22 protein-coding genes are annotated in these 25,032 nt (G+C 37.9%); 2 read left to right on the forward strand and 20 right to left on the reverse strand.

All coding sequences use genetic code 11. The annotated features are described in order from the left end of the window. The first annotated feature begins 148 nt into the window (after nt 1-148). Nucleotides 149-349, forward strand: coding sequence for a dodecin family protein (locus tag I215_RS00085; protein ID WP_008989895.1), 201 nt, complete (start codon nt 149-151; stop codon nt 347-349). A 131-nt stretch (nt 350-480) separates the two neighbouring features. Next, nucleotides 481-1,308 (forward strand): mechanosensitive ion channel family protein, encoded by an 828-nt coding sequence (locus I215_RS00090; RefSeq protein ID WP_008989896.1) that lies wholly within the window; start codon nt 481-483, stop codon nt 1,306-1,308. Between the two features lie 5 nt (nt 1,309-1,313). On the opposite strand, the gene tsaB is transcribed toward I215_RS00090, so the two are convergent. The 20 genes from tsaB to I215_RS00190 all read right to left on the reverse strand — a co-directional run bounded on the left by tsaB (nt 1,314) and on the right by I215_RS00190 (nt 24,921). Next, nucleotides 1,314-1,997, reverse strand: coding sequence for a tRNA (adenosine(37)-N6)-threonylcarbamoyltransferase complex dimerization subunit type 1 TsaB (tsaB, locus tag I215_RS00095; protein ID WP_008989897.1), 684 nt, complete (start codon nt 1,995-1,997; stop codon nt 1,314-1,316). Between the two features lie 21 nt (nt 1,998-2,018). Beyond that, nucleotides 2,019-3,389, reverse strand: coding sequence for a TolC family protein (locus I215_RS00100; protein ID WP_008989898.1), 1,371 nt, complete (start codon nt 3,387-3,389; stop codon nt 2,019-2,021). 25 nt (nt 3,390-3,414) lie between these two features. Then, nucleotides 3,415-4,539: an efflux RND transporter periplasmic adaptor subunit gene (locus I215_RS00105; RefSeq protein WP_008989899.1), complete on the reverse strand. Its 1,125-nt coding sequence runs from the start codon at nt 4,537-4,539 to the stop codon at nt 3,415-3,417. A gap of 12 nt (nt 4,540-4,551) precedes the next feature. Then, the gene (locus I215_RS00110) at nt 4,552-5,808 is read right to left on the reverse strand and encodes an ABC transporter permease (protein ID WP_008989900.1); all 1,257 of its coding nucleotides are present in this window, start codon (nt 5,806-5,808) and stop codon (nt 4,552-4,554) included. A 2-nt stretch (nt 5,809-5,810) separates the two neighbouring features. Then, nucleotides 5,811-7,040: an ABC transporter permease gene (locus I215_RS00115; RefSeq protein ID WP_008989901.1), complete on the reverse strand. Its 1,230-nt coding sequence runs from the start codon at nt 7,038-7,040 to the stop codon at nt 5,811-5,813. After that, on the reverse strand, nt 7,033-7,734 hold the full coding sequence (locus tag I215_RS00120; protein ID WP_008989902.1) for an ABC transporter ATP-binding protein: 702 nt from the start codon (nt 7,732-7,734) through the stop codon (nt 7,033-7,035). The genes I215_RS00115 and I215_RS00120 overlap by 8 nt, the downstream gene beginning before the upstream one ends. A 199-nt stretch (nt 7,735-7,933) precedes the next feature. Continuing rightward, entirely contained in the window at nt 7,934-8,146 is a 213-nt protein-coding gene (locus I215_RS00125) for a hypothetical protein (protein WP_008989903.1), read from the reverse strand. Between the two features lie 15 nt (nt 8,147-8,161). Then, the gene (locus tag I215_RS00130; RefSeq protein ID WP_008989904.1) at nt 8,162-8,695 is read right to left on the reverse strand and encodes a DUF420 domain-containing protein; all 534 of its coding nucleotides are present in this window, start codon (nt 8,693-8,695) and stop codon (nt 8,162-8,164) included. Further along, complete coding sequence (locus I215_RS00135) at nt 8,695-9,381, reverse strand: SCO family protein (protein ID WP_008989905.1); 687 nt, start codon at nt 9,379-9,381, stop codon at nt 8,695-8,697. The genes I215_RS00130 and I215_RS00135 overlap by 1 nt, the downstream gene beginning before the upstream one ends. 19 nt (nt 9,382-9,400) lie before the next feature. Beyond that, entirely contained in the window at nt 9,401-10,087 is a 687-nt protein-coding gene (locus tag I215_RS00140) for a hypothetical protein (protein WP_008989906.1), read from the reverse strand. A gap of 76 nt (nt 10,088-10,163) precedes the next feature. Continuing rightward, nucleotides 10,164-10,511 carry a cytochrome C oxidase subunit IV family protein gene (locus tag I215_RS00145; RefSeq protein ID WP_008989907.1) on the reverse strand — a complete coding sequence of 116 codons (348 nt, stop codon included), beginning with the start codon at nt 10,509-10,511 and terminating at the stop codon, nt 10,164-10,166. Between the two features lie 18 nt (nt 10,512-10,529). Further along, nucleotides 10,530-11,507 carry a cytochrome c oxidase subunit 3 gene (locus I215_RS00150; RefSeq protein ID WP_008989908.1) on the reverse strand — a complete coding sequence of 326 codons (978 nt, stop codon included), beginning with the start codon at nt 11,505-11,507 and terminating at the stop codon, nt 10,530-10,532. A gap of 53 nt (nt 11,508-11,560) precedes the next feature. Beyond that, nucleotides 11,561-12,142 carry a cytochrome c oxidase subunit 3 gene (locus tag I215_RS00155; RefSeq protein ID WP_008989909.1) on the reverse strand — a complete coding sequence of 194 codons (582 nt, stop codon included), beginning with the start codon at nt 12,140-12,142 and terminating at the stop codon, nt 11,561-11,563. Beyond that, nucleotides 12,142-13,044, reverse strand: a complete 903-nt coding sequence (gene cyoE, locus I215_RS00160) for a heme o synthase (RefSeq protein ID WP_008989910.1) — start codon at nt 13,042-13,044, stop codon at nt 12,142-12,144. The genes I215_RS00155 and cyoE overlap by 1 nt, the downstream gene beginning before the upstream one ends. Nucleotides 13,045-13,221: 177 nt before the next feature. Beyond that, the gene (locus tag I215_RS00165) at nt 13,222-13,932 is read right to left on the reverse strand and encodes an energy transducer TonB (RefSeq protein ID WP_008989911.1); all 711 of its coding nucleotides are present in this window, start codon (nt 13,930-13,932) and stop codon (nt 13,222-13,224) included. A 79-nt stretch (nt 13,933-14,011) separates the two neighbouring features. Then, complete coding sequence (locus tag I215_RS00170) at nt 14,012-14,359, reverse strand: VanZ family protein (RefSeq protein WP_008989912.1); 348 nt, start codon at nt 14,357-14,359, stop codon at nt 14,012-14,014. Between the two features lie 19 nt (nt 14,360-14,378). Continuing rightward, nucleotides 14,379-14,759 carry a glycine cleavage system protein GcvH gene (gene gcvH / locus I215_RS00175; RefSeq protein WP_008989913.1) on the reverse strand — a complete coding sequence of 127 codons (381 nt, stop codon included), beginning with the start codon at nt 14,757-14,759 and terminating at the stop codon, nt 14,379-14,381. A 69-nt stretch (nt 14,760-14,828) separates the two neighbouring features. Further along, nucleotides 14,829-21,953 (reverse strand): T9SS outer membrane translocon Sov/SprA, encoded by a 7,125-nt coding sequence (gene sov / locus I215_RS00180; protein WP_008989914.1) that lies wholly within the window; start codon nt 21,951-21,953, stop codon nt 14,829-14,831. A gap of 5 nt (nt 21,954-21,958) precedes the next feature. Further along, nucleotides 21,959-22,540, reverse strand: coding sequence for a Holliday junction branch migration protein RuvA (gene ruvA, locus I215_RS00185; RefSeq protein ID WP_008989915.1), 582 nt, complete (start codon nt 22,538-22,540; stop codon nt 21,959-21,961). An 89-nt stretch (nt 22,541-22,629) separates the two neighbouring features. Further along, entirely contained in the window at nt 22,630-24,921 is a 2,292-nt protein-coding gene (locus I215_RS00190) for an NADP-dependent malic enzyme (RefSeq protein ID WP_008989916.1), read from the reverse strand. Nucleotides 24,922-25,032: the final 111 nt, after the last annotated feature.

Below are 25,032 nucleotides of genomic sequence, written 5' to 3' on the forward strand. Positions count from 1 at the left end.
TTCCTAAATAGGGTAATTTAAGTCCATAAGCTAAAATGGTGAAAATATAAGTAACCCATTTAGTATTAAGTCTTTAATATAATAATATTCAAATTTTTTATAGTATATTTAAGAGAATCAAAATATTAATTCTAAAAAACTAAACGTCATGGCAGTATTAAAAGTTATTGAAGTATTGGCTAATTCTGATAAAAGTTGGGAAGACGCCACAAGAAATGCGGTTAAAAAAGCATCTTCCTCTGTAAAAAACATCAAGTCCGTATACCTTAACGAACAAAGCGTAACCATAAAAAATGGAGAGGTAGATCAGTTTAGAGTAAATGTGAAGATCACCTTTGAGATTGATTAACAAGAGTTATTTAATTTAGTAAATTATTTTGTACTGCTGAATGTTAACATTCGGCAGTATTTTTAATATTCCTTTTCTATTTGATTTTTCTCTTTTACCTTTGATAAAATGACTTACGAAATATAGAATATATGGATACAGAAAAATGGATAGAACAAGCAATTGAATTGGCATTGCTTTACGCACCTAAGGTGGTAATGGCGATCGTATTATGGATTATTGGAAACTTGATCTTTACAAGGATTCTAAAGTTAGTTAAACGCATAATGGTCCGAAGGGACTACGATATTAGTCTTCGTGGCTTTACAACAGCTTTACTATACTGGCTATTTAAGATTATTCTCATTCTTATGGTTCTCGGTACCCTTGGTATTGAAACCACCTCCTTTGCAGCGATTTTAGCATCCGCAGGTTTAGCAATTGGTCTGGCACTTCAAGGATCTTTAGCGAATTTTGCTGGTGGAGTGCTTATCTTAATCTTTAAACCTTTTAAAGTAGGTGATTGGATTGAAGCGCAAGGGCTCTCTGGGTCAGTCAAAGAAATCGGAATAATCAATACGACTTTGAACACTTTCGGTAATCAAGTGGCCGTGATTCCTAACGGGAAGTTATCCAATGAGAACATTGTAAATTACAGTGCTGAATCGACCCGTAGGGAAGCCATCACTACCGGAATCTCTTATGATTCCGATATCAAAAAGGCAAAAGAAGTACTTTTGGATATCGTTCATTCTTGTGACAAGATCATGAAAGACCCTGCTCCTTCTGTAATGGTTGTGGAGTTAGCAGAGAGCTCTGTGAATATTTCACTTCGCTACTGGGCAACTAATGATAATTTCTGGGATGCCCGCTGGCATGTACTCGAAACTATCAAAGTGAAATTTGATCAGGAGGGAATCGAAATTCCATATCCACATCAAGTGGAAGTTCGGAAAGAATCCAAAAAGAAACTAAACTAAAAAGGTTATTTATTGGACTTAACCCCGATAAAATCTTTTAGATAAAACGGTTCAAAGTAGGCGAGATCTTCAAAATCGCCTGCTTTGTACTTTATAGCAGCTATGGTAGCCATTTCTTTGGCGGAGGGATAAAGAACCTTTTCCATAAAAATGGCATTAGGATGGGTAATTACTCCTTTACATTTTTCCGCTCCGTCTCCAATAAAATGCACCTTTGCATCTTTTAAATAAACTTCGAATGATTCTGGATCAATTACTTCAGCTTCGGTTTTTCGAACCTGCTCATAAGTACTGTTATATACTGCTGAATAAACCTCCATTCGCCTTGCATCAATCAGCGGTACGATAAAATCGTTCGTATGAAGCTTATCGTTGTACTGCCGTGCAAGTATCTCTAGAGTATCAATAGCTATTAAGGGCTTATCTAAAGCAAAACACATCCCTTTTACTGCAGAAACACCAATGCGCAATCCTGTATAAGATCCTGGGCCTTTGCTTACGCAGATCGCATCCAAATCACTTGGGGTATATCCAGCTTCACTTAGAACCTCTATAATAAACAGATGCAAATTCTCGGCGTGACTGTAATTCGCATCGTTTTGCTCTTTTAAAGCAACCACTTTGTTGTCGTCACTTACACTAACGGAGCAATTTGTGGTTGAGGTTTCAATATGTAATAGTATCGACATACTACAAAAGTAGTTGACTTTCTACCATTGTTCCAAAGGAATTCCATAATAAAACTGTAGAAGTTTTAATCGAAAAATATAATCGTATTTGGTCTGAATTAGGGTAGCTTCGGCATCATCTAGTCTTGCCTGGGCTTGGGAGTAATCAAAACTATTCATCAAACCTACATTATAGCGCTCTTGGGCATACTGGTAGGCGGTGCGTCTTGCCTCCACGGTCTTATCAGCTGCTTGATAACTCTTAAAAGAACCTTGAACATCAACATAAGCTTGACTTACATCAGTCTCCAATTGTAATCTATCCTGCTGCAATTGTAGTTTAGAACGCTCCACTAAAATTTTATTTCTTTTAATGTTATTATTCACACTGAATCCATTGAGTATGGGAATGTTTATTTGTACACCATATGAAATCCCATCCTGCAACCATAACTGATCCATAAACCCAATATCTCCACCGGGAATATATTGTCCTGTATTTGGATCTTCAAATCCTGGATAAACGGCATTATCAGAGTACCTTGTATTGTACTGAAAAAAAGCTGATAAAGTAGGATATCGAGCACCTTTGGCAATGTCGAGGTCTTTTTCTGCTACCTCAACTTTTGATTGCGATACCTTGATAGTATTCATAACTGTTGTAGCCTTTTCATAGATTTCATGTAAGGGCACATCCAAAATAGCATCATCAGGAATCATATACCCTTGATCAACCACATCAAAGTTTTGGTAATCCGTAATCTGTAATAATTGTGCAAGTGAAATTCTAGAAATAAGAACACTGTTCTCCGCAGCCACTATCTGTTGTTCTTGATTAGCAGCGGTTGCTTGAATTTCCAACAAGTCTCCTTTAGGAAGCACACCATTCTCTACAAGTTCATTGGTACGCTCTAAGTCCTGTTGAGTGGATCTGTATTGTGCCTTAAACACATTGAGAGTTTCTCTATTAGATAGAATCTGTAGATATGCATTTGCCACCGCCAAGCGGATATCATCTTTTATATCTTCGGATTGGTATTGTACCGAAAGCGCATAAAGTTTGGCACGATTTAGTTGGTGAAAGTTTCTTAGGCCATCGAACAAGGTCAAGGAGGATGAAATGGAAGGTGTTACATTAAAGAACTTTTGATTCACAAAACTGTTGGTCGTTGGATCGATAGAATACCCTGTACTTGAAGAAGCGGATGCTTGAGCATTTATACTTGGTATAAAATCACCTATGGCGTCCGACTTATCGATCGCCGCATTCTCCATATCCAATTCTGCTTGTTGGATGGTAAGGTTATGCTCCTCTGCATAACGGACACATTCCTCTAAGGTCCATAATTTTTTTTCCTGTGCATGGCTAAAGGCCACGGCCAAAACGGCTACTAATACTATTTTAAACTTCATAAATTTTGTCTTAGCTATTTTTCACTTAGGAATTATTTTCTTCTGGCCCTGTTTCCATAGGTTCTGTCTTGTTCCAAACCTTAATCTTATCCGATGCTGTAAGTCCAGAAATAATCTCAACATTAATACCATCTGAAACTCCCAATTCTAGGTCTCTACGCTCATACTCATTTTCTCCTATTTGAACTTGAACATAAGGTTTTTCAGTTTCCTTATCAAACTGTAACCAAGCTTCTTTTATGGCTAAAACATTCTCTTTTTTCTCAAGTATAATTGAGGCGTTAGCGCTATATCCAGCACGGATAAATACACTATCTGGTATTTCAATATTAGCTTCAATTGTGAACTGAACGGCACCCTGATCTTCAACACCTTTTGGTGCAATAAATTTCAGTTTAGCGTCAAAATCCTCTGACTGCATAGCACCAAGTTTAATAGTAATAGGCATTCCTATTTCTAGTTTCTCTACTTCTGCTTCATCTACTTGCCCTTCAAAAATCATTTTAGACATATCGGCAATAGTAGCAATGGAGGTTCCATCATTAAAGTTATTCGCCTCGATAACTTGATCCCCTTCCTTTACTGGAATTTCTAGCACAGTACCATCTACAGTAGCTCGAATATTGGTGTTAGCAGTTGCAGAACCACCAGCAGATCCCACGCGAATAATCTGAAAATCGTTTCTTGCATTTTCCAATTCTTGTTTGGCTTGATTGTACTGCAATTCTATGGCTAAGAAATCTTGACTAGCAACCACACCTTTATCAAATAATTTTTTATTTCGATCATATTCAATCTGTGCATTCCCTAGAGCAATTTCCGCATTTCGAACGCGACCTCTAGCACTCACAAGGGACTGTTCATTTGGAACGACCTTAATGGTAGCTATGAGATCTCCAGATTTTAATTGATCTCCTTCCTCAACTAGGATACTTTCAATAATTCCGGAGATTTGTGGTTTAATAAGCACCTCGTCCTCAGGTATTACTTTTCCAGTAGCTAATACTCTGTTAGTAATCGTTTCTTCAGTGGCAACGGCTGTGTCATAAGTAACAGCTGGTTTGCTATTGGTCTTCAATACTCTAGCCACAGCGTATAGGACTAAAAGTACTCCTATTACAATTAAAACGTATTTAAAAATTTTCTTCATGGTTGTAGTTATTTATTCCTCTCTTAATGCTTCTATTGGTTTTATTTTGACGGCTCTATTTGCCGGTATTAATCCTATTAACATGCTAAGACCGACCATCAGTATAAATGAGATCACAATCTGTCCTATTCCTACTGTGGGATTGGTAAATGGAAAATCTGATGAAGATCCAAATTTATAATCCAACAGATGTAATAAAGCTACGGAGATCACAAATCCAATGAGGCCTGCAAAAGTGGTCAGTACAATAGATTCAAGAATTATTTGTCGCTTTATGATCTTTGGTGTAGCTCCTAATGCCCTTCGCACTCCAATTTCATTGGTTCGCTCTTTTACTGTTATGAGTAGAATATTACTCACTGCAATAACTCCTGCTAAAAGGGTAAAGATTCCAACAAAAAAGGCAAATCCTTGTAATACCAAGGTAAAGGCGCTGATTCCTTTAAAAATCTCCGATAAGTCGAACGAACCAAATGCACGGATATCATCAGGATGTACATTGTATTTTTGTTTCATCAGACTTTTAATCTTAGTTTCCGCAACGGATACTTCTTTATCAGGATCGACCAATATAGCCATCCATCCAATTTTATCTCCCGTATTAAAAGCGCGCTGGAAGGTTGAAAAAGGTACAAACACCGCGTTTTCTCCTTCAAAATTAATATTGTCGTTCTTTTTAAAAATACCTATTACAGAAAAGTAAATCCCATTAATCTGTATGGTCTTACCAATGGCATTTTCACCTTTATTAAACAGTAATTTATAAGTATCCACTCCAATGACACAGACTTTTTTTGCTTGATCCATATCATTCTGATTCAAGAATCGACCTTCGACTATTCGCTTTTTGGAAACTTGGTCAATTGTTGGGTAATCTCCATAAACTGAAGAACCACTTGATTGTCCATTACGCATCACTGAAGATGTCCCTCCAAAATCACCTAGTTGAATTCTAGGAGATATCAATTCCACTTCATCTACTTGACGCTTAATCATCTCTACGTCTTCAAGGGTAAAATCAATATGTCGTCCTCTTTCAAAACCACCATATGCAATAGAAGTCGATTGACTCCACATAAACATACTATTGGCAGCGGTCCCTGCAAATATTTTATTAAAACCATTAGACATTCCAGTGGTTGCGCCAAGTAAGAGAATCAAAATAATGATCGCAAAAATAACACCCAGGGTAGTCAGAATGGTTCTGAGCATATTTTTGGTCAGTGTGCTGAACACCTCACTCCAAAGATCTTTATCAAATAGTCCCATAGTTAATCTGCTCTTAGTGCTACAATTGGTTTTACTTTCGCTGCTTTTACGGCTGGAATTAATCCTGCTAAAAGCCCCGCCACTATCAGTACAATGGTGGAGGTTATCACCGTTGCATTGTCTACCGATGGATTGGAAAAGGCAGGCGCATCGACTATCGGTGAGATTAACGATACCAATCCCATTGCAAAGACCATCCCTCCAAGTCCAGAGATGGAGGTAATAATAACGGATTCCATTAAAACTAATTTAATGACATCGAACGGTTTAGCTCCTAAGGCTTTTCTCACTCCAATTTCCTTAGTGCGTTCCTTAATAATGAAAACCAAGATATTTCCGATTCCTACAATACCCGCAATTAAAATCAGTACCCCGATAGCGATACTAATCATAGATAGCATCCCTGTAAAGTTTGCTACATCGGCAAAACCTTCTGCGTAATTATTGATATACAGTGCTCCTTGATCATCTGGATCTATAATCAGCCTTCTCTTTAATGACTTTTCAATAATATCTGAAAAGTTAATGGCCTCGGCATAGTTAAATGTCGGGTTGTATGTCAGGGAAATTCGATCCACATCAGTGGTATTGCTATAGAGCCGTTGCAAAGTGGTAATTGGGGTATACATATTGCGTTCAGAACGCTCATTTCCATCATCGGAAAACACTCCTACCACTTTGTAAGATAGTCCATTTAAAACGACATTTTTCCCTATGGGATCTTCTTGTTTAAACAATTCTTGAGCAACAACCGTTCCCATGACAACCACCTTAGAGGTGTTTCTCATATCACTCCCATTGATAAAGCGGCCCTTATCTATGGTGACCTTTTCAATAAATATGTTTTCAGGATTTACGGCATTTATCGTATAGTTACCCCTTTCAGAGAGATGCCGTGCATCAACACTTTTAGAAATTCTTGGTGATATATACTCGTAATATCCAGGGAAACTTCTTTTTATAAAGTCTACATCCTCATTGTCTAATTGAATTCTTCTACCTTTTTCAAAACCTCCATAAGGCTTTGTGGTGGTACTAGGAAAAACAATGATCGAATTAGTTGCATCATCACCAAATTGCTTCATAAAGCCATTCTGCATTCCATCCACTGAGGCAAGCAGAAGTACCAAAATAAAGATACCCCAAGCCACCGAAAAGCCGGTAAGGAAGGTACGAAGCTTATTACTCCTAATACTGTGAAATATTTCCGACCAGAGATCTCTACTAAACATGCTCAGAAGCTCTAACTTGGTTCACTAAAGTATCTTCAACGATAAGCCCGTCTTTTAAATGCACCACACGTTTACACATTTGGGCAATGTCATCCTCGTGGGTTACCACCAGAATGGTCTTACCTTGATCATTGATCTTTTGGATTAAATCCATTACTTCGTAAGAGGTCTTACTATCCAAAGCTCCCGTAGGCTCATCGGCTAACATCACTTTGGGTTCAGCAGCAAGTGCTCTAGCAATAGCTACCCTTTGTTTTTGCCCCCCCGATAATTCACTCGGTAAATGATCAATCCAAGGTTCAAGTCCGACGGACGCCAAATGTTTCACCGCACGTTCTTTGCGCTCCTTTCTATTAACTCCTTGATAGTACAAAGGCAAGGCTACGTTTTCCCACGCGGATTTGTAATTAATAAGATTAAATGATTGAAAAATGAACCCTAGAAATTTATTGCGATAGTTTGCAGCTTTGGTTTCGTTAAGATTCTTAATTGGTACGCCATCAAGTATATATTCTCCTTCATCCAAACTATCTAACATCCCCAAGATGTTAAGTAAAGTTGATTTACCAGAACCCGATGAACCCATAATTGCTACAAGCTCGCCTTCTTTGACATTAAAATTGATTCCCTTAAGAACATGAAGGGAATTACTCCCCATGTGGTAAGACTTATGAAGGCCTTTTATTTCGATCATGATGGTTAGGTTTTCTATAGTTTTGGTTGAGTTGTCTTGATACAAAATAAGACTTCTCGTTATAGATACACCTATAAGACACCAAAACCCTAATTTTGTTACAACAAAAATGTAAAATATTTGTTAAAAACCTAGGCGGAAATCCTTTTTTCTCAATTTACCTTAGTTAAATAACCATTTAAGGGTTTGAGAAAACGAATTATTTCATTTTTTTAAATATAAAAAAGCCAATTACCGCTATTAATATATAAGGGACTGCCATTAAATACATTATCCCATTATTGACCCCCTTAGCCATTGCCTCTCCACCGCCAGTCTCTAATGCGGCTCTACACATAGCACATTGAGCTGACATCAATTCCGGAGTCAGCATAAGTAATAGAATAACAATGAGTGTTTTGAACCAATTCATACTTTATATTTTAAACTAATTGACGTAATACGGTGAAATCATTAAATAAACAACCACACCACTTACCGCTACATATAACCATAACGGAAAGGTATATCTTGCAATCTTTGCATGTCTTTTATACTCTCCAAAAAAACCTCTAACAAAGGTAATCAGTACTAATGGGATAATTACAATTGACAATAATATATGAGAAATCAGGATGAAAAAGTATAGGTTTCTAACCCAACCTGTACCACCAAAAGGGGTAGAATCTGAAGTCATATGGTAGGCCATATACATGGCTAAAAATGCCACTGAGAGCCCAATACAGGTTTTCATTAGCCGTTGATGCAACTTCATATTACCAGACTTAATCGCAAAGAAAGCTACCACTAACAATACAGCTGTCAGTCCATTAATTGTGGCGTATATAGGGGGTAAGAATGTTAAAGGCTCGGCATTTGGGATTTTAATTCCAAATAAAACAGCCACTAGTAGTGGAATAACAATTGAAAAAGTCACAATCCACTTTTTATAGCGTTTCTCCGCTGTCATTGTCTGCTCCATTATTCTTGGTTTAATAGCAATCTAATATCTTGTTCCAACATCTTAACTCCGCTGTCCTGAGTACCATCGTAGTATACTATCGGATTTCCGAAGTTATCTACCCGCGATCTTATATACCCTTTTTTATCTACTAAGGCAAAAAAGCCAGAATGTTCAAAACCTCCTTCTGCATTTGGATTAATACCTGCATATAAGTTAAAGCCAGTATTGGCTAGCTTATAGATGGTCTCCAAATCTCCTGTCATCAAATGCCAGTTTGGGTTTCTGACTTCGTATTTATCAGCATAGGCCTTTAATACCTCAGGAGTATCATTTGTTGGGTCTATTGTAAAGGAAGCGATTCCAAACTCTTCAGATGATTTCCTAAAGGCGTTTTGGAGCCTCACTAAATTTGAGTTCATAATTGGACAAATCGATGGACAGCTGGTAAAGAAAAACTCCACCAAATATACCTTGCCACGATAGTCATCATTTGTAATGGTATCATTGTTTTGATTGACAAATTCAAAACGAGGAACTTTTCCTATTTCTACCAAACTCTCACTTGAAGCTGTTTCTTTGCCAATGGAATGTCTGTTGGTATCCACAACAGTTCCATTTTGGATACGACTTACAATTTTAGGAACAAAATAGATCCCAAATACCAGGATCACAAAACCAACTAATATGTAAGATTTATTTTTCACAATACACGGTTATTAAGGATTATTTCGAGTCTTTTTTATTTGGCATCTTTAGATAAGAATCTCTACTGCTAGCATTCCCGTTCTTTCTAAGAGCGAGTCGATACTCTGCGAGTAACACCTTTACATCATCCACCATTTTATTGTGTAAAACGGCTACTGAGGTGGCATCATAACCAAAGAAAGGCTCTTGGGTATCTTTATCATCGGTACGACCTCTTAAAGACGCATCCTTATCTATTATAAAAGCATAAGGAGAGTATAGGGTCTGATCTAGTGTATATGGTGAATTCAAGCTATTAAAAACATCTTTAATAGTCTCTTCTGGTCCGTATACAAAATGCCAATTTTTAATATCGGTAAAACCACTGAGTTCTTGACGAAGGGTATCCACTTGTTCTCTTGCTTTTTCAGGAAGAAGTACGATCATATGAAAATCGTGAAAACCATTAAATCGCTTATAAATCTTTTGATTCAGATTAAAGGCGTTTAATTTATGGGAACTAATTTCACTGCCTAAGAAAGTAAGAATAGTGATTTGATCGGTAAATTGTACTTGCTCACCTTTGTGATCTTCTAAGCCAACCAATTCTTGAACAGGAGTGTGTAAGACAGGTAATCTTCCAAAGTTGTTAACACCTGAGGAAAAGAATATATAAACCGCAATAGGAAGGATTAACAGTATACTAAGAACAATATATTTCTTCATTTAGCTCGGCATTAATTATCAATCTACAAAAATAAAAAAGACGGTCTAAAACCGCCTTTAAAGTATTGTTAAAGTATTAGAAATCCCAGCTCTGAAAGCCATGTTTGAGAACCTCATGGGTATAATCGCCCTCAACCAAGATTATAAATATCAAATAAGGTATTAATATAATCAACGGTAATACCACACTCCATCTCATACTGCCCTTTTCGCCTTCTAGGTGCATAAATGCCCAAGCAATGTAATATGCTTTAATGACGGTCAAGATAATAAAGATCCAGTTTAGAATTTTCATTCCTAATACGTGCGCCTCTAATGATGCAGGCCTAATGATACCAAGAACAACTTCCACTAGTGTGATTACAGAAAGTATTATAAATACATTCCAGATTCTTTTGGTATTTGATTCGTGTACGTGTGCCATTTTTATTAGTAATATTGATTATACAAGATAGAAGAAAGTAAATACAAAGACCCATACAAGATCCACAAAGTGCCAGTATAGACCCACCTTTTCTACCATTTCGTAGCTATTTCTTCTTTCGTAGGTTCCTAAAATAACATTGAAGAAAATAAGAATATTAATACAGATCCCGGTAAATACGTGGAATCCGTGAAATCCAGTAATAAAGAAAAAGTAGTTAGCAAACAATGGATGTCCGTATTCGTTGTGAACTAGATTTGCTCCTTCAACAACTGCAGTAGCCTTAGCCAAAGTTTCAGCTGTTTGCTGGCGATCCAAAATCACCTTACCACCTTCTGCGGCATTTGTTTCAGTTCTAACCACTATATTGGAGTTTGCCTCAAAACCGGCAATCACTTCATTTAAAGAAAATGTTGTAAGAGGTCTTTCAGATTCATACCAGACTCCCTTGTTAGCTGAATGCGTAATGCGATCTTCATTTAATGAAACAGCAAAGTCTGAAAGCGCAACACGCTCTCCAGTACTGGCATCAACAAATTGGAAAATTCGTCCTGAAGTCGTCTCAATAGCTCCATATTGACCTTTTATAAAGTTTTTCCACTCCCAAGCTTGAGATCCAAGAAATATAAGACCACCAATAATGGTAAGTAACATATAGAAAGTGACCTTTGCTTTATCCATTTTATGTCCAGCATCAACGGCGAGCACCATAGTCACGGAGGAGAAAATCAGAATAAAAGTCATTAAAGCCACATAGTACATCGGTGCATCTACACCATGTAAGAACGGGAAGTGATTAAACACTTCATCGGCTATTGGCCAGCTATCAATAAATTTAAAACGAGAAAAACCATAAGCGGCTAAAAATCCAGAAAAAGTAAGTGCATCAGATACGATAAAAAACCAGATCATCATCTTTCCGTAGCTGGCTCCCATCGGTTGATTTCCACCACTCCATACTTTTTCTTCAGAACCTGTTGTAACAGTAGCTTCCATAAATGTTAGAGTATTCTTAATATTTAAAAATTTGTCAAATTTACGTTTTTTCTTTATCTAAAGAAATAGAAAAATAAAATCAAATAAACCCATAAAAAGTCCAGAAAGTGCCAAAACATCGCACCTAACTCTAAACCAAGGGTTTGACCTGGTTTATATTTCTCTTTAAAATGATTATAAATTACTACTAATAGTACGATTAAGCCCCCAAATAAATGCACTAAATGCGAAAAAATAATCGCATATAGAAAAGAGGTTGTGATTGTACTTTCACTTCCAGTGAAATAAAAACCAGCTTCAATGAATTTAGCGAACCCTTGAAATTGTAATATCACAAATACTAAACCTAATACAAATGTAGCTAATAAAAAAGATGTAGCATTGCGTCTGTTGCCTTTTTGAATGGCTTTTTTGGCTATTATAAAAGTAAAACTACTCAGCACTATGGCAATGGTACTATATAAAAATTGTGCTGGTATATCGATTTGCGATACCCAATCAGGTCTGGATTTACTGACAACATACGCACTAGTGAGACCAGCAAACATCATTGCTACACTAATCATTCCGAACCAAAGCATCATTTTCTTTGCCCTGGCCATTTTCATCTCAAAACTCCCCTGTGTTAAATCCATCAACTTAAAAATTTATCTAAAACGTATATAATTTGCATTAATGATATATAGCTAACACTAGCGAGCATTAATGCTTTTGCTGATTTATTATCTTTTCTTTGATAAAGACGGAAGGCGTACACCAACATAACAACACCAAGTAAAAATATAAGTATGGCTGAAGTTATTGATAATTCAAGTGAACCTGTGAGTCCAGTGACTGGAAAAATAGATGCCAATATCATCCAAAAGGTATACATCACAATTTGCAAGGCAGTAGCTTTATCTCTTTTGCCTGATGGCAACATTTTAAAACCTGCTTTAGAATACTGATCATGTAGCGACCATCCAATAGCCCAAAAATGTGGAAACTGCCAAAAGAATTGAATCATAAATAAGGTACCTGGCTCAACACCAAAATCATTAGTTACCGCTACCCACCCTAACATAAATGGAATGGCTCCAGGAAAGGCTCCTGCAAAAACAGCCAGCGGAGTAACAGTCTTAAGAGGCGTATATACACAGGTGTAAAGAAACAAAGAAATCGCTCCAAACATCGCCGTTTTAGGATTCAAATAATAAAGCGTTACAATACCAAGAATCGCACAAGTGGTCGCAATAGCCAAGGCAGTATTGACAGACATTCTCCCAGATGCAATAGGACGATTAGCCGTTCTATCCATCTGAGCGTCTAAATCACGCTCTATAATTTGATTAAATGTATTGGAAGCTCCAACGGTGAAATATCCACCAATAGATAGTATTAAGATTTCTTTTAAACTAATAACATCAGCACCTAGCAAATATCCCATAAGTGAAGAAAACACAACACTTAAAGTTAAACCAACTTTAGTGATTTGCTTAAAATCGTCAACTATAAGCGCAAGAGATACTGTTCTATTGGTTGCTGTGCTCAATGCCATTCTAACTAAGTTTTACACATTCTCTCAAACGTGAAATACCTTTACTATGATTAATTCGGCTGCAAAGATAGCGCAGAAAAGAATTTTATCCAATGATTTACAGACAGAAGTGTATAAATAAAAAAAGCCTGAATTAAAACTCAGACTCTTTTTATATATTATTTGATAATTTATCTCTTAATTCAATTTAAACACAATTGGATAAGCGAAGGTTACTGGAGTTGGTCTACCTCTTTGTTTACCTGGGATAAGCTTAGGCAGTGTATTAATAATTCTACGAGCTTCTTTATCCAAACTCTTATCTGGTGCTCTGGTGTTTAAAATGGTAATAGTACCATCTTTATTAATACGGAAGTTTACGTAAACTCTCCCCTGAATCCCCATTTCTTGAGCAATCTCTGGATATTCAAACGTCTTTCTAACGTGTTTATCAAGGTTTTCTTTAAAACAAGCAAACTGTTCAGCTTTTGGAACCCCCTCACACTGTGGGAACATAGGTTTATCCTCAATTACAGTAAATGGAACATCCACATCAACTGGAACTTCAACCTCTACGATCTCCTCAACCTCAACTATTTCATCCTGATTGGTCTCGGTAGACTCAATAATGGTTTCCTCCACTTCTTCCTCATCCTCAACAACCTGTATGATTTCAGGAGCTGCTGGTGGTGGCGGTGGTGGTGGCGGTGTTTTCAGTTGTTCTGTCATTGGCACCTCTTCTTCAAGCTGATCATCGACATCCATCACATAATCAAATGCCTCTTTCTTGTCGTATTGCTTATACTCTATCGCTGCCCACATGAGAGCGGACGCAACAGCAAGACCAAAAGCGAAAAATATTCCGCTGTAACGTCTTATATCGGCTTTTGGATTCTTCTTAAGTTCCATAATCTATATTATTTGTTTGCTAATTTAAATATTTATTTATTTATTTTCCAATTAATTCTTCTATTTTAACGCAATACCATTAATTCTTCACCCTTTTCAAGAATCCAAACTTTATAAGCAGAACGGCTAGCAAAATACCTGCTGCATTTGCTAGAACATCAGTAAACTCAGCACTTCTTCCAAAAGGCAACACTAATTGTAATACCTCAATTATTATGCCATAAAAAAAGGAAAAAAGCGAAACCTTCAGCAAGATACTTTTTAAATCGGGCTTATAAAAATATAAGAAGCACAATATCGTATTTACAAAGTAAAAAAAACCGTGTGCAATTTTATCTGATATTTTAAAATCTGGTTCAACATCCCTTACGATGCCTACTGGAACCAAACATGCTATGGTTACTAAAATCAACCAAAGCATAGCCATTATAAGAACATAAGACTTCTTAACCTGCAATAAGCGCTTTGTAATCGACATCGCTTAATAACTCATCTAATTCCGCAGGATTAGAAAACTTCAATTTTATCATCCAACCTTCTCCATAAGGATCCGAATTAACAAGCTCTGGTGCATCTTCCAGCGCCTCATTAAATTCAGTAATTTCTCCTGAAAGTGGCAAAAACAAATCAGAAACCGTTTTTACAGCCTCAACTGTACCAAAAACCTCTTCGCGATCAAGAGTCTCATCTAAGGTATCAACCTCCACATAAACAATATCTCCTAATTCGCTTTGGGCGAAGTCTGTAACTCCAATAGTTACAACATCCCCCTCCACTCTGATCCACTCATGATCTTTGGTGTATTTCAATTCTGAAGGAATATTCATATCATCAATTTTATTTATTAGCTCGACAAATGTAATTCATTATACTTTTGATTTCAAAAGGAAATACTGTTAATTTCCAAAATTATACCTCAAAGTAAAGCCAGTTCTTATGGTTGTTTGGGGAAAGGCTGTGGATACTTTAAATTCCGAAAAGGTATGATCGTAAAAGAAAAGAGCTGTTAAGTTTTTAGAAAGAGCATAATCTGCGGTAAATTTAAGAGCCCAAATATTCTGACCAGCAGTGACCTGATTGGTATTAATATCCAGATTTCTAATAACGGTAATATTATCTCTTAGAGACACATCGGCCTTTAGGTTTAAATCCCCACTCATCACACTTCTTCTCCCTCCAAGATGCGTTACAAATCGAATATTAGGTATACGGTAACCTAATCCAACTACATATTCATTTCCAGACATCTCAGTAAGCAAGTTATTATCAAAACTCAAGGATAGCGCCCTGTCTTTTCTCATTTCAGCCAAAACACTTAGCGAATTTGCCATTTCAAAATCCACACGGATTAGTGGATTGAACTGTTCTACCAAGGTCGCATTGGTAATAAGAAGTGGATTTTTAAAGTTGCCTGCTTGATCAAATTGACTGCCTTGCCCATAATCCAGATTAGATCTAAAACTATTGATACTATAGCTTGAACGATACCCATGTGCTAAGGAAAATCGTCTAAAATTATCCTTAAACCAACCGATTCTCATAAGTCCAGTATATTTTAAAGTCCAATTTGGAACTGGTGTATCTCTAAAGGTCGCTGTGGAAACAGAGGAAGCATCTTTCCCTGTATAGGCCGCCACAAAAGCTGGCAATAATACTGATTGATTGGTAGGTCCATATCCCTCAGGATATTCCGTTGCATTTGGATTTATTGGCACCCCTGCTAGACGCTGAGCAATCACAATCCTATTCTGGCTGAATTTATTAAAAGTTTCAGATTGAGATTCCTCTGATTGATCAAATGCTGTTCTAATCATAAGACTGGAAATTGAAAAATCTCCATACTTATTTTGTATTAAAGGATTGTAGTCCAAGATACCATCAGCGTTAAGATCTTCAATAGAATAATTCTCAGCGTAGGATTCTGAGTATTGTCTATCTGCCACTAAATCAATAGTGAGGTCTTGTAAAGGCTGGATATTTGCAGCAATATTTAATTGATTAGCCTTTCTAGACATGTACTGATCATTAAAATCAGGGAAAGTGGTTAACCATCCTTTTTGTGCAGCCTGATAACGAACATCCGACTGGCTTCCAAACACAAATCCCCAAGAAGGCTTAAGGGTTCCGATAAAACCGATTGAGGGTGTATATCCTGGGAGGACCTTACCGCGATTCTCCGAATAACTTACATTGATTCGCTTGACCATAGTGGCTAGATCAATAAAGGTATTATACATTCCGTACTTTTTCTGCTTCGTATCGCTGGAGGCTTCAGTAGCATTAGGATCCGCCACTGGGAGTGTTCCTCTAGTGGTACCTGATCCACCACCTTTGCGCTTGAGCCCAAGGGTAGCATATAATTTATCCATGGTCAGGGCACCGTTCAAATTATGGGTGTTAGCATTTTGTATGGTATTGAGCTGCTCCCCCGCAATCTCTGTCAATACATCACTTCCACGCTGCCAATCAAAACTACCAGTATAGGCATAGGTGGCTGACATAAAATCTAAGAAAGGAAACTTATCAAAAGGCAGGTCATAGTTTACCTGTAATTGCTGAGCATGACGATTCGGATCACCCACGTCCCAGAACCCATCCCAAATAGCTAAATCCCTATTGACGATCTGTTCACCATCTTCAGCTTGTGAAAAATAATTTTTAACAATACTGTTATTTGAAGCCGTAAAGTTAAACTGTAATGATTTGGTCAAATTGTAATTAATCGCATATTGCCAATCAAACATATAGTTCCGCTGTTGCACCTCTGGGAGTCCCAAAAAGTCAGACTCACTTCCCTCTTCGATCACCTGCCTAAATGACTGACGGTTAAAGTTTCTGTTGATATTGGAATTCAAAGAAATACTTGTTGGCAACAAATTAAAATTAAAATCTTTTAACCATCTCCAATACTTATCATTTAGCAATGAATCAGCGTTTTTAAGTGGTGCGATATCCAATGGCTGAAAGTTATGGCTGTACACAATGCCAGCTCGTACGTGTTGATCCTCAAGATTCTCTATTTCATAATCCCTGTGCTCCATTTGGTTGTAGGCCAAATTAAAGGTGAAATTTTCAATATCGTAGACCCTTGCTTTTTGTTCTTCACTCCTGTTTTTTCTAACACCAATGAAGTTAATACTCCTGCGCTTGGTGTAATCCTCCGCTTGATTTCGAATAGCATCCTTTTGAGCTGATGTTGAAGCTGCATCAATACGATCATCCAATCTAAGATCTTGATAGAGGGGATCGAATTCAGGTGTAATCAATTCTTCAGAAATACTGTAGTTCATCGGTAGTTGAACTCCCCAACCTTGAGGAAGTAATTGACCTAAGTTCACGTTACTATTTAAGGCATAGCCTCGAATATTTTCCAAACTTCGCTCTCCAGGCATTTGATCAATACTTCCAAAACCTGAAGTACTCATATTGGCCGTGGTAGAAATATTAGCAAAATCAGCAATATTCAAATCCATCGCAGCCACAGCTGCCCATCCGCCTTGGTTATCCAATTCTGCCAATCGCAATTCATTAAACCACACCTCCCCGCTTACCATTGAACCAGGACCAGTATTAGGGTTTTTTAGCCCAACCATCATCGCTCTGATATTCCCTAAACTAGGATTTCCTTTAATTGCCACTTTCATTTGGCCAACCTCAAGTTTTTCAAATTCATCTATAGGGTTGGCGTTCTGGTCGTAAAAAACAGCCTGGTGAAGGTTTCCATCGGCAATTCCCTGAGCCTTGATCTTAGAGAGTAAGGATAAAGGCAAATCAATATTATTTATATCGGGCCAAATTGTTGCTGGATCCGTAGTTCCTCCTGGGGTAATTTGTAAGGGGATCTCCACCTGATAGTAATTTTGAGTAAAATCCGTTCCCAAACGCAAGAAAGCCACTAGATCTCCATCAGCAACAGGTATGTCCTTATAACGTTCAGCATGTATAAACATTTTAAGGCGTTTGTACTGACGTACGTCAATATCTACATTTTTAAAGACTCCTCTGGAATCGGCTGGTTCCAAATTCTCCACTGCAAAAGACAAAGATTGCTCGTTTTGACGAATAATCGTATTGTTATTATTTAACTGTTCTCGAACAACTCCTGGAGGCAACTTATATGGAATAGGCGAACGCTGTTCATTTTCCTGAATATTAACGGTTTTTACGTCTACCACCGTAGGGTCGTCATTGTTATCATTATCCACATCCGGTTGAAGGCTATTGGAATAAAGCCTCCAATCTCCGCGTACTAGATCCAGAGTAGCAAAACGTAGTACAACTTCTTGTTCAAAACCAGTTAGGTACATACGCATAAAACTCATCGATCTCAAAATAGCCTGTCTGTCTATTTCAGCACCAACGTCATCATTCTGTGCAATAGGCACCTTAAATTGAATCCAGCGAACCCTATAGGAATCCCTATTGGGAGCTTCGATCTCAACCTCTCGGATGTCCGTAACAAAATCATCATTACGGCTGAGTCCTGGTTTTATACTAATGGTATATTGTAAAAAATTCTCCACTGTATTCATGGTAAGATCTCGATCGATGTCCTCAACATCTGGAAGTGTGGTAGACCCGCGACTGTTATTTCCTACCTCAACAGGGGAGTTCCCTTCGGGATTGTTATAATTTTTATAGCGCTGCGGAATACTTCCAGTAGCATCCAGATAAAATTCATAATCATCGAGCGCTGGGTCAGGCCCAGGGTTATTGTAAAAATTAGCCTCTTCATCATTGCTTAAACCATCGTAACCTACGTCCTGCTTAATTCTATCGCCAGTATTTGCGTTAAAAGCATAGACTAATGATTGTGTTGAGGGTACTTTACCAAAATTAGTTGTATTGGTAAGAGCTGGATTGTCCTGTAAAGGAAGCCCATTTTCATATTGCTTTCTACCATCCTTTAAAATGTCCTCACTAACTTTTCCAAGGTTAAAAACTAGCTCTCCTTCTTCACCAGCTAACTGTCCATCCCGATAATAAGGATCTAGCAACCAGAATTGAATGTACTCTACATTGGATTGTTCAAAATTGGTACTGCTAATAGAACGCATAATCCCTCCCCAGCGCTGATCTGATGGAAGATCTTCAAAATTCTGATTGTCATTATAAGGGCCTTTTTCTTGTGGGTAATAGGCGATATCCAAGGTCGGTTGAACTAAGGTTTGACCTTGCGCAATATCTTGTTGAGGGAATATCTCATCTATAAAAATACGTCGAGCATCATTGCTAGAAATATCATCACTACTCACTCCACCAGGTCGCTGAGAACTATAAAAAATAGGATCAATTGTATACCAGGATAATTTTGCCCTCTGATGTCTAGAAGCTGCATTGTCATTCTCAAGATTCCCTCCAAATCGATCAGGACTATTTCCAGGACTACTTGGCACACTAGCCAGTGACCAAGCTAAAGCAGATCGAATATCAATAAATGATTGTGCCCCTTCAAAATCATCTAAATACGAGGTTATTTCACCATCAAAATCGGCACTTTTAGGTGCTCCAGGTAATAAATAAGCAAATTCACCTCTTAAGGATAAACTAGAAGCTACATCGGTATCGATATTTGGCAATTTATTAACCATACGTGTCAAGAACGGAATTTCTGTAGAATAGGTTCCGTTGATACCAAAAATCGAATTATTAACAGGCTCAACCCCAAAATTTGATTTCTGAGTCAAAGGCCTTTCATTCATATTTAAAAAGGTACCTCCTAAGGAGAACTTTTCATTAAATTGATGTTCGATGTGAACTCCTGAAAATCTTCTGGTTTGTTGACCAAAGACGGCGTTATTTTCAACAGAAACCTCAATTGGCGTATTGGAAGCCCTTAGTCCAGGATCCAAAATCTGAACCGTCCCAGCTTGATAGTTCACCGTGTAATCAATTCCTTCTTGCAACATTCGACCTCCAGCAGTCACGCGGACAGAACCTCTTGGAACATTAAAGGCTCCTAATGGAATACCTCCAGAACTCTCTGCCTTATAACGCCCTTTAAGCATGAATTTATTCTTTTCAGCATTTTCTAAAGAAGCTGATTTGGTTTGCTTATACATGTTTCTATACACGTATTTACGCTGATTGTCATTCTGAATGTAGTTGTCATCATTATCATAATCTCCACCACCAAGGACATCGTACAGGAATTCTCCAAAAGGTTCTACTTTGGTAAACTTAATAATTCCGTTTTGTGTATCCACTGTGATCCCTGGTAAGAAATCAAAGTAACCATCACCTCCATTTTGGGGGTCGTTGTAGGTATTTAACCGATCAAAATTAAATACGTTCAACAGTATTTTTTCCTCTAAACCCGTAGGCCAAGTAGCCTCATCAACAGGAGAAATATAGTTAATTGGAGATGGGTCGGTATATAAGATGTTAAGCTTAAAATCTTCTTGGGATAATTGAAATGCTGTAGTAGCATAAAAGTTTTTCATCATAAGATCCCAAATAGGATCATTAACTTGGGTAATATTACTCTTTAGCATTTTTACCACAAGGGCTTGTGGGTTTACCTCAGTTACAATTCCATTGTTCTCTTGGAATTCGGTCGCATTAACCCCATCATTGGCAAATTCTCCAACCTGATATACCTGTCCTTGGTAGGTATATTGATATGCAACGGCTAAAACCTCATCATTACTTAGACGTTGATTTAACGATATATACCCCAATTGCTGGTCAATGGTATACTCTCTATTAGGCTCAAGTTTACGCGCATTTTCTAAAATAGTGTAATCATAACCTTGATTGACTGTATAGGGGAGATTAAACCCTTGTTTTACAGTGGCAATATCCCTGACAGCTGGGGTTAAAACAGATGTTCCCGATGCTATTCCTAAGGGATCATAATCATTGGCCTGATTGGAGGGTAAAGAATTGGTGCTATTAAAAAAACCACCTGGAGCATTCAGATTAATACGTGTATTCTCTGGATTGGGCTCTCCCAAATCCTGTAGGGCCACTAAGTTTCTAACATTCTGTGTTCTTTGTGATCTGTTGGTTACCCAAACTTCAATGCGTGTAATTTGAATCTGGCTTCGTATATAAGGGTAGTTCTCTAAGGCTGTATCATATTGGTCCCTGAAAAAATGCGATAGAAAAAAGTGACGATCTTCATCATAATCCAAGGCCATAATTTCAAAATCGTTGATGGTTCCCCCACCCTGAGCAACTACACTTCGACTTTGGGAACGCTGTTCTGAATATACTCCAGTAATAGTTGTACGACCGAACTGCAGTGCTGTTTTTATCCCAAAGAGACTCTGGGCTCCACTAATAAGACTACTATTGAGGGGCATACTCACATTACCTACCTCAATACTTTGAATGATGTTATCCTCATCTGGGGTATATTCCAACTTGATCAAATTCTGGAAATCAAAAGTAGCCTCTGTATCGTAGTTCGCATTAATTGATAGCCGCTCCCCGACCTTACCCATTAAACTAAGTGAAATCCGTTGATCAAAATCAAAAGATATATTACTTCGGTTTCTAGGCGAAAGTGCTGGGTTGTCATTCTTTTGATACCTCACCCCCAAATCCATAGCTACCGATCCTTGTGGGATTACCTCGATGGTGTTCCCTCCGAAGATGGTTTCAAAGAAATCAGAATTGACATAAAAGTTCGGAAGTAGATTCCGCTGGTCTTCATCGCTACCCTGGCGACCAGAAATCGCATCTATCTTATCATTGAAATAATTATTCATTTGCTCTTTTAAGATGAGCTCATGATATTGTTCTGGGGATAAAATTACTGGGTAATTTATATCGTAACCACCAACGGTTTGAGTGTAAATATAATTGTCCGTTATAGGATCATAGGTGTATTTAGAAGATATGCTTTCAGGATCCTGAAGTTCAATGCGCCCTAAAGCAACCCCTGTTTGCGTTGAGTCCTGAGGAGTTTCTGTTTCCTCTTGCGCATGGAGTGTGTTTGTGAACAGCAAAAAACTGAACGCAAAAAATACCCAATATGGGTGTCTAATTAGTTTAGGGCCTAATTTAGTTTTCAAGTTGGTTATAGGTTTTTAAGCGCGTCTTTTATAATTTCTTCGACACTTAAATCGGTTTTTTCTTTCACAATTTTCTCAACCACCTTCTCTGATTGCTTTCGAGAAAAACCTAGTACTTCTAACGCCGTTAACGCTTCATCTTTGTTAGTATTATTCGAACTTACAAAAACTTCGTCAATATCGTATATTTTTATGATTTTATCTTTCAAATCTAAAATAACACGTTGAGCAGTTTTAGCACCAATTCCCTTGACAGATTGAATAGTTGCCACGTCCTCTGTGGCTATTGCGTCTCTTATTTCAACAGGATTTAAGGAACTCAACATAGTTCTAGCAGTACTTGCTCCAACACCTGAAACAGAAATCAATAAACGGAAAATTTCTCGCTCTGCCTTGTCGACAAAACCGTACAATGTATGGGAATCTTCCTTAATTAATAAATGGGTAAAAAGATGTATTTGCTCCTGAGAAGTAATCTTCGAATAGGTGAATAGGGAAATGTGGACCTCATATCCCACCCCATTACAATCTATAACTACATCGGTTGGATTCTTTTCAACTAATCTGCCTTTGAGCTGTGTAATCATTACTTAAATAAATGTTAATACTCCAAATGTAATTAAATTAAACCACATTTGGAGTATCGTACAAATTAAGAACTTAATCTCAAATCCTATCAGGCGTGTTCAGCCTTTTGTTTTTTCTCTTTTTCTTGAGCATCAACAACGGCAACTGCAGTCATGTTGACAATCTCTTCTACAGCTGCTCCTAATTGTAGGATGTGGACAGGCTTGTTCATTCCTAGTAGAATAGGACCAATTGAATCCGCCTCGTATAACTCTTTCATCATCTTATAGGTGACATTTGCAGAGTCAAGATTTGGGAAGATCAACGTATTGACCTTGTGTCCCGCTAGTTTAGAAAATGGAAATTTACTTTGTAATAATTCTTTGTTAAGTGCAAAATCTGATTGCAATTCTCCATCCACCAATATCTCTGGGTAGTGACGATGTAAGTACGCTACGGCATCCCCAACCTTAGTGGCACGTTGGTCTTTAGAAGAACCAAAGTTTGCATAGGACAACATTGCCACTACTGGTTCAACGCCGAACATCTTTGCAGTAATTGCGGTCATTTGCGCAATTTTAGCCAATTCCTTGGCTGTTGGATCAATATTGATGGAAGTATCAGATAAAAACATAGGACCACGCTGGGTAATCATAAGGTTCATTGCTGCCACCTTACTCACTCCTGGCGCTTTGCCAATGAGCTCTAACATCGGACGGACTACGGTAGGATACGCTCTTGAATAACCTGATATTAATCCATCAGCGTCCCCTTCGTTTACCATCATGGCAGCAAAATAATTACGCTCTCGTAGTTTCTTTTGAGCATCGTACAGGGTCACACCATGGCGTTTTCTTGCCTTCCAATACTTTTCAGCATACCGCTGTTTTTTTTCAGGACACTCATCATTCTTAGGATCTATGATTTGTACTTCAGCCTCAAAGTCAATTTCCTTCATCAGCTCCAAAATCACTTCTCTATTTCCTAATAAGATAGGATGGGCAATACCCTCGTCATGTACAATTTGAGCTGCCTTTAGAACATCTAAATGATCTCCTTCGGCAAAGACAATCTTCTTAGGATTTGTTTTAGCTCGGTTGTGTAGAAGACGCACAATTTTATTGTCATTCCCTAAGCGTTGCAAAAGCTCCTCTTCGTACTTCATCCAGTCTTCAATTGGTGCTTTAGCAACCCCACTTTCCATAGCAGCCTTCGCTACTGCGGGAGGAACTCTTGCAATTAGACGAGGATCAAATGGTTTAGGAATAATATAGTCTCTTCCAAAATTCAATTTGGTTTCACCATAAGCGATATTGACCTGCTCAGGTACGGCTTCTTTGGCTAAGGCAGCTAAGGATTTAACTGCGGCCATCTTCATTTCTTCATTAATTTTGGTAGCACGCACATCCAGTGCTCCTCTAAAGATAAATGGAAACCCAAGAACATTATTCACTTGGTTAGGATGGTCAGAACGACCCGTCGCCATAATGATATCTTCCCTAGCATCCATCGCTAATTGATAATCAATTTCAGGATCAGGGTTTGCCATGGCAAAAACAATTGGATTAGCTGCCATAGATTTTAACATTTCTACAGAAACGATATCAGCGATAGACAGTCCAATGAATACATCGCAATCTACCATCGCCTCATCTAGTGTATCGATTTTACGATCCGTAGCAAATTCCAATTTCTCTTTACTAAGACCAGGTCGATCTTTTCGAATCACACCTTTACTATCCAACATAACGATATTGGATGCACTAGCACCAAAGGCTTTGTAGAGTCTTGTACAAGATACCGCAGCAGCTCCTGCTCCGCTGATTACGATCTTTACAGATTCAATTTCCTTTTCCGCAAGTTCCAGAGCATTGAGAAGAGCTGCGGCAGAAATAATTGCAGTCCCATGTTGATCGTCATGCATTACTGGAATGTCTAATTCCTCTTTTAATCTTCTTTCGATTTCGAAGGCTTCTGGGGCCTTGATATCTTCTAGGTTAATTCCTCCAAAGGTAGGTGCAATAGTTTTTACAGTCTGCACAAAAGTATCGATATCCTTGGTGTCCAATTCAATATCAATACCGTCGATATCCGAAAAGATCTTAAACAACAAACCCTTTCCTTCCATGACAGGTTTGGAAGCTTCTGGACCAATATCCCCTAACCCTAGGACTGCAGTTCCATTGGTAATTACGGCAACCAAATTCCCTTTGGTTGTGTACTTATAAGCATTGTCCTTATCCTTGGCTATTTCAAGACAAGGCTCTGCAACACCTGGTGAATAGGCCAAGGCCAAATCGCGTTGTGTAGAATAACGCTTGGTTGGAACAATCTTGATTTTTCCAGGCTGAGGCTTAGCATGATATACTAAAGCCTCCCTTCTACGGATATTTTTACTCATATGAATTTATTTACAAGCGTGGGCCCTTTAAAGGACCTAGGCTATTGTTTTTTTCTAATAAGAACGAAGTACAAAGGTATGAGAATCTAACTTTTTATATCACACCTTGCT

Origin of the sequence: Galbibacter marinus, from assembly GCF_000300875.1 — a bacterium.
Taxonomy (GTDB): domain Bacteria; phylum Bacteroidota; class Bacteroidia; order Flavobacteriales; family Flavobacteriaceae; genus Galbibacter; species Galbibacter marinus.

Coding starts and splice junctions, on each gene's coding strand:
- I215_RS00085 (WP_008989895.1), top strand. CDS start 149: ATGGCAGTATTAAAAGTTATTGAAGTATTGGCTAATTCTGATAAAAGT.
- I215_RS00090 (WP_008989896.1), top strand. CDS start 481: ATGGATACAGAAAAATGGATAGAACAAGCAATTGAATTGGCATTGCTT.
- tsaB (WP_008989897.1), bottom strand. CDS start 1,997: ATGTCGATACTATTACATATTGAAACCTCAACCACAAATTGCTCCGTT.
- I215_RS00100 (WP_008989898.1), bottom strand. CDS start 3,389: ATGAAGTTTAAAATAGTATTAGTAGCCGTTTTGGCCGTGGCCTTTAGC.
- I215_RS00105 (WP_008989899.1), bottom strand. CDS start 4,539: ATGAAGAAAATTTTTAAATACGTTTTAATTGTAATAGGAGTACTTTTA.
- I215_RS00110 (WP_008989900.1), bottom strand. CDS start 5,808: ATGGGACTATTTGATAAAGATCTTTGGAGTGAGGTGTTCAGCACACTG.
- I215_RS00115 (WP_008989901.1), bottom strand. CDS start 7,040: ATGTTTAGTAGAGATCTCTGGTCGGAAATATTTCACAGTATTAGGAGT.
- I215_RS00120 (WP_008989902.1), bottom strand. CDS start 7,734: ATGATCGAAATAAAAGGCCTTCATAAGTCTTACCACATGGGGAGTAAT.
- I215_RS00125 (WP_008989903.1), bottom strand. CDS start 8,146: ATGAATTGGTTCAAAACACTCATTGTTATTCTATTACTTATGCTGACT.
- I215_RS00130 (WP_008989904.1), bottom strand. CDS start 8,695: ATGGAGCAGACAATGACAGCGGAGAAACGCTATAAAAAGTGGATTGTG.
- I215_RS00140 (WP_008989906.1), bottom strand. CDS start 10,087: ATGAAGAAATATATTGTTCTTAGTATACTGTTAATCCTTCCTATTGCG.
- I215_RS00145 (WP_008989907.1), bottom strand. CDS start 10,511: ATGGCACACGTACACGAATCAAATACCAAAAGAATCTGGAATGTATTT.
- I215_RS00150 (WP_008989908.1), bottom strand. CDS start 11,507: ATGGAAGCTACTGTTACAACAGGTTCTGAAGAAAAAGTATGGAGTGGT.
- I215_RS00155 (WP_008989909.1), bottom strand. CDS start 12,142: ATGGATTTAACACAGGGGAGTTTTGAGATGAAAATGGCCAGGGCAAAG.
- cyoE (WP_008989910.1), bottom strand. CDS start 13,044: ATGGCATTGAGCACAGCAACCAATAGAACAGTATCTCTTGCGCTTATA.
- I215_RS00165 (WP_008989911.1), bottom strand. CDS start 13,932: ATGGAACTTAAGAAGAATCCAAAAGCCGATATAAGACGTTACAGCGGA.
- I215_RS00170 (WP_008989912.1), bottom strand. CDS start 14,359: ATGGCTATGCTTTGGTTGATTTTAGTAACCATAGCATGTTTGGTTCCA.
- gcvH (WP_008989913.1), bottom strand. CDS start 14,759: ATGAATATTCCTTCAGAATTGAAATACACCAAAGATCATGAGTGGATC.
- ruvA (WP_008989915.1), bottom strand. CDS start 22,540: ATGATTACACAGCTCAAAGGCAGATTAGTTGAAAAGAATCCAACCGAT.
- I215_RS00190 (WP_008989916.1), bottom strand. CDS start 24,921: ATGAGTAAAAATATCCGTAGAAGGGAGGCTTTAGTATATCATGCTAAG.